Below are 4,940 nucleotides of genomic sequence, written 5' to 3'. Positions count from 1 at the left end.
GCGACCAACCCCTTTCTCCGCGCGCCCACCGCGGCCGAACTCGGCCGTATCCGCGCGCTGAAAGATGCGGCATAATGCCGCTTCAGCACCCATTCATCCGCCAGGGCCATGATGGCCCGCCTCAAGGAGCAATGTCATGGCGAAGCTGAACCTGATGGCCGCCGCGCTGTTGACCGCGGCCGTGCCGCTGGTCGCCGGCTGCGCGCCCGCCGGATCGGGCGAGCCCGGCGCCGCCGCGCTGACCCCGAAACAGGCCGAACGGCTCGACAAGCAGCTGGCGGGCAAGGTCCCCGGCGCGCCGATCCGCTGCCTGCCCAATTACCACAGCAATGATACGATCCGCGTCTCGGACAGCATCCTGCTGTATCGGTCGGGCGGCAACCTGGTCTATCGCAACGATTTGAAGGGCAGCTGCCCCGGCCTGGCGCGCGACAGCGACATCATGGTGGTGCGCCAATTCGGCTCGTCGACCTGTTCGGGCGATTTCTTTCACCTGGTCGATCGATCGAGCGGTATCCGCGGACCGACGTGCGTTTTCGGCGATTTCGTCCCCTATCGCAAACCGGCGGGGGACAAAGGCTGAGCCAAGGGTTCAGTCGCAGGCGGGGACCGGTTTGCGCCGAGCTCTTCGGGTCGCACCCCGCCTGCTCTTAAGACCTTCCCCCTTGATGGGGGAAGGATACGCAGCCTTGTCACGGAGCGATTAGGCTGCGTTGGATGGGGGGTGATGGTGCGTCCTTGCACCATTATCGCAGGCCAATAGCGCACCCCCACCGCTGCACCCCGGACTTGATCCGGGGTTCGGCTGCCTCCCCATCAAGGGGGCGATTCTCAGGCCTTGTACAAAGCCGCGATCTTGCCTTCGTAAACCTGTTTCAGGATATGGCGCCGGATCTTCATCGACGGCGTCATCTGCTCATTCTCGATCGTGAACGCCTCGTCGGCGAAGTCGAATTTGCGGACCTTTTCGATCACCGACAGCTGGCCGTTGACCCGGTCGACCGCGGCGCGGATCGCGGCGCGGAATTTCTCATGTTCGCGCAGCCGTTCCAGATCCTTGGGCAGCCCTTCGGCCTCGGCCCATTCGGCCATCCATTCGGGATCGGGGACAAGGATACCGACAAGGTGCGGGCGCTTGTCGCCATAGACCATCGCTTGCAGGATTTCGGGTTGGAGCGTCAGCATCCCCTCGACCCGCTGCGGCGAGACATTGTCGCCCTTGTCGTTGACGATCAGGTCTTTCTTGCGGTCGGTGATGACGATGCGGCCCTTATCGTCGATATGCCCGATGTCGCCCGTGTGGAGCCAATCATCCACCAGAACCCGCGCCGTTTCGGCGTCATTGCGCCAATAGCCCTTCATCACCAGCTCGCCGCGTACGAGGATTTCGCCGTCGTCGGCGATCCGCACCTCGGTGTTCATCAGCGGCGGGCCGACGGTGTCCATCTTGATTCCGGCGCTGGGGCGGTTGCAGCTGATCACCGGGCCCGCCTCGGTCTGCCCATAGCCTTGGAGTAGCGTGAGCCCAATCGAGTGGAAGAAAACACCGATTTCGGGATTGAGCGGCGCGCCGCCCGACACCAGCGCCTTCATCCGGCCGCCGAAGCGTTTCTGGATTTTGGGCCGGAACAATTTGTCGAGGATGATGTCGACCGGCCGATCGAGCACGCCCATGCGGCGCTCATAATCCTTTTCGCCGACGCGCAGCGCCTGGTTCAGCATCCAGTTCGCAAGCTTGCCCTGCTTTTCGACCGACTTGATCATCCGCGCGCGGATCACCTCGAACAGCCGCGGCACGACGACCATGATCGTCGGGCGCGTCTCCTCGATGTTCGAGACGAGTTTTTCCAGCCCTTCGCTATAATAGATTTGCGCGCCGACCATGATCGGCAGGAACTGCCCGCCCGAATGTTCATAGGCGTGGCTGAGCGGCAGGAAGGAGAGGAACACCTCTTCGTCGCCGATGCCGAAATCATTGACGAGCACTTCGGCCGCGCCCGCCGCATTGTGCAGGATCGCGCCATGATGCTGCATCACCCCGCGCGGTGCGCCCCCGGTGCCACTGGTGTAGATAAGGCACGCGGTGTCTTCGCGCTTCATCGCGAGCCCGCGCGCTTTCGCTTCCTCAAGCCAAGCCTCGCCGCCCTGCACCAGCGGCTCCCAGTCATGGATCGCGACATCGCCCTGTTGCCCGACGCGCAGGCTTTCCATCGTGATGGCGATGTTCGCGTCGGAACGCGTCACAGCGGGCATCAAGGTGCGCGCCAGCTTGGCGGTCGACACGATCACTGCCTTTGCCCCGCTGTTGTCGAGGATATGCTGGTGGTCGCGTTCGGTGTTGGTCGTATAGGTCGGGACGGTAATGCACCCCGCCGCCATGATGCCAAGGTCGGCGATGCACCATTCGGGCCGGTTCTCGCTGACCAGCACCACCCGGTCGCCGTCCTTCAGGCCGAGGTCGCGCAGATTGTGGGCGAGCGCCGCGACCTGGTTCGCAACCTGCCGCCAGCTGAGCGGATGCCAGGCGCGGTCGGCCTTACGCCACAGGAAGGGATCTTCGCCGCCACGCCCCGCCCGGTCGAAGAACATCGCGACCAGGCTCGAAAAATGGTCGAGATGGGGGTTTGCAAGCTTCATTCTGCCTCTCTCCAGGGAGATTTCATGTCTTTTCTTTTGTTATCGTTGATTAATTCTGCGCCGGTGCACCGTCGATCGACGAGCTGCCGGGGCCACGCGGATCGGCGACGCCGCGCAAACCCGCCGCGGTGCGCTCGACCGCATTGAGTTTCGACCCGAGGCTGGTCGCGGTGAAGCTGTAGCCGAAAGGTTTCATCTTTGCGGCGACCGCCTGTCCCGCCGCATTATTTTCGATCAGCACACCGTCGCGCCCGAAGAAGAGGTTGGGCAGTTCGATCGCCTGTTTCGCATCGAGCCCCCAGTCGAGCACGCCGACAAGCACCTTGGTCACATGCATGATGATACGCTTGCCGCCCGCCGACCCGACCGCGAGCACCACCTTGCCGTCGGGGCCGTAGACCACCGTCGGCGACATCGAGGACAGCGGGCGCTTGCCCGCTTCGACCCGGTTCGCCGTCGGCACGCCGCCTTCGGTCGGTGCAAGGTCGAAATCGGTGAGTTCGTTGTTGAGGAAATAGCCGTTCGCCATCAGCTGGCTGCCGAAGATGCTTTCGATCGTCGACGTCATCGAGACGAGATTGCCATCCTTGTCGGCCGTGACGAAATGCGTCGTCCCCTGTTCCTCGACCGGCGGCGCCGCAGCGCGCGGCTTCGCGCCCGGCGGGGTGCCGGGTTCATATTTCCCCGCGGCGCGATAGGGCGAAATCAGCTGGCGACGCTCGGCGAGATAGCTCTTGTCGAGCAGGCCCTTCACCGGGACATCGACAAAATCGCCGTCGCCGAGATAGGCGGCGCGGTCGGCGTAGCTGAGCTGCATTGCTTCCGCGAGCAGGTGCCAGCTCATCGGATTATCCTTGCCCATCGCCTTCATGTCCCAGCCCTCGATCATGCCGAGAATGCCGAAGACGGTGGTCGCGCCCGACGAGGGCGGGCCCATGCCGCAGACCTTGTAGACGCGGTAGGTGGTGCAGACCGCGGGGCGCTCCTTGGCCTGATAGGCCGCAATATCTTTGACGGTGAGCTGGCTCGGGTGGCGCGGCGCCTTTGCCACCGCATCGCTGATCGCCTTGGCATTGGCGCCGGTGTAAAAGGCGTCGGGGCCGCGCGCCGCGATGTCGCGAAGCAGCTTGGCATAAGCGGGGTTTCTGATCCGCGTGCCCACCGGGGCCGGCTTGCCGTCGACATAATAGATGGCCTGCGGGGCCGGGAATTCTTTCCACATCGGTTCAAACTGGACAAGCCAGGTGTGGAGCGCGGGGGTGACGATGAACCCCTCTTCGGCAAGCTTGATCGCGGGCTGGAACAGCGCCTGCCATTCGAGCTTGCCCCATTTCTTGTGCGCCATTTCCATCAGGCGCACATTGCCGGGAATGCCCACCGACAAGCCGCCGGGAATGACGTCCCGATATCCCAGCGCCTTGCCGTCGGGACCGAGGAAACGGTCGGGCTTGGCCGATGCAGGCGCCATTTCGCGGCCGTCGATCGTCGAGATGCTGCCGTCCTTGGCATTGTGGTGAATCATGAAGCCGCCGCCGCCGATCCCGCTCGATTGCGGTTCGACCAGCGTCAGCATGGCCACCATCGCGATCGCCGCATCGGCGGCGGTGCCGCCCTGGTGCAAAATCTCGCGGCCCGCCTCGGTCGCGCGCGGGTCGGCGGACGAGGTGACACCCTGCGCCAGTGCGGGCGAGCTGACGGTGATGGACAGAAGGGCGGCGAGCGGAAGGAATCTTTTCAACATGCGCGCGACATTGGCGCGGAGGTCGAGACAGCGCAACCCCACACCACGCCCTCCCCCTTGATGGGAGAGGCAGCGAGACTTGCGAACTTGTTCGCTAGTCGCAGCGGCGGGGGTGCGGTGGCGGCCTGAAGCTGCAATGCGATGACGCACCATCACCCCCATCCAACTGCGCCTAGCCGCATTGCGGCAAGGCTGCGTATCCTTCCCCCATCAAGGGGGAAGGTTCAAGCGGTGTCCGTCCCCACCGCATCGGCCACGCGCGCGAAGCCGTCGCGCGCCGCCAGTCGTTCGAGCCCATGCGCGATGCGGCTTGCCAGGCCGGGGCCTTCATAGACCATCGCCGAATAAATCTGGACCAGGCTGGCGCCCGCGCGGATGCGGTCCCACGCCTGCTGCGCCGACGCGATCCCGCCCGCGGCGACGATCGGCAACCTGCCCCCGCTGGCGGCACGGAAATCGCGGACGCGCCGGAGCGCGAGGTCGGCGAGCGGCGCCCCCGACAGCCCGCCGGCTTCTTCGGCATGGCGCGACGCGAGCGGCGGGCGGTTGATCGTCGTGTTCG

4 protein-coding genes and 1 pseudogene are annotated in these 4,940 nt (G+C 64.8%); 2 read left to right on the top strand and 3 right to left on the bottom strand.

Translation table 11 applies throughout. The features are described 5' to 3' along the window. Positions 1-75, top strand: a 75-nt coding sequence (locus A3E77_RS04850) for a hypothetical protein (RefSeq protein ID WP_293643928.1), incomplete at its 5' end; no start/stop codon positions are given. A gap of 61 nt (positions 76-136) precedes the next feature. Further along, positions 137-583: a hypothetical protein gene (locus tag A3E77_RS04845; RefSeq protein ID WP_293643720.1), complete on the top strand. Its 447-nt coding sequence runs from the start codon at positions 137-139 to the stop codon at positions 581-583. A gap of 248 nt (positions 584-831) precedes the next feature. Here the strand turns inward: A3E77_RS04845 and A3E77_RS04840 are convergent, their stop codons facing one another. From A3E77_RS04840 to A3E77_RS04830, 3 genes and pseudogenes are all read right to left on the bottom strand, one after another. Further along, the gene (locus A3E77_RS04840) at positions 832-2,637 is read right to left on the bottom strand and encodes an AMP-dependent synthetase/ligase (RefSeq protein ID WP_293643718.1); all 1,806 of its coding nucleotides are present in this window, start codon (positions 2,635-2,637) and stop codon (positions 832-834) included. A gap of 49 nt (positions 2,638-2,686) precedes the next feature. After that, entirely contained in the window at positions 2,687-4,378 is a 1,692-nt protein-coding gene (ggt, locus tag A3E77_RS04835; RefSeq protein ID WP_293643716.1) for a gamma-glutamyltransferase, read from the bottom strand. A 224-nt stretch (positions 4,379-4,602) separates the two neighbouring features. Beyond that, positions 4,603-4,940, bottom strand: a pseudogene (locus A3E77_RS04830) (quinone-dependent dihydroorotate dehydrogenase); the annotation flags it as partial.

It is taken from the genome of Sphingopyxis sp. RIFCSPHIGHO2_12_FULL_65_19 (assembly GCF_001830555.1).
Classification (GTDB): Bacteria; Pseudomonadota; Alphaproteobacteria; order Sphingomonadales; family Sphingomonadaceae; genus Sphingopyxis.
This window is presented reverse-complemented; position numbering and strand designations above follow the sequence as displayed.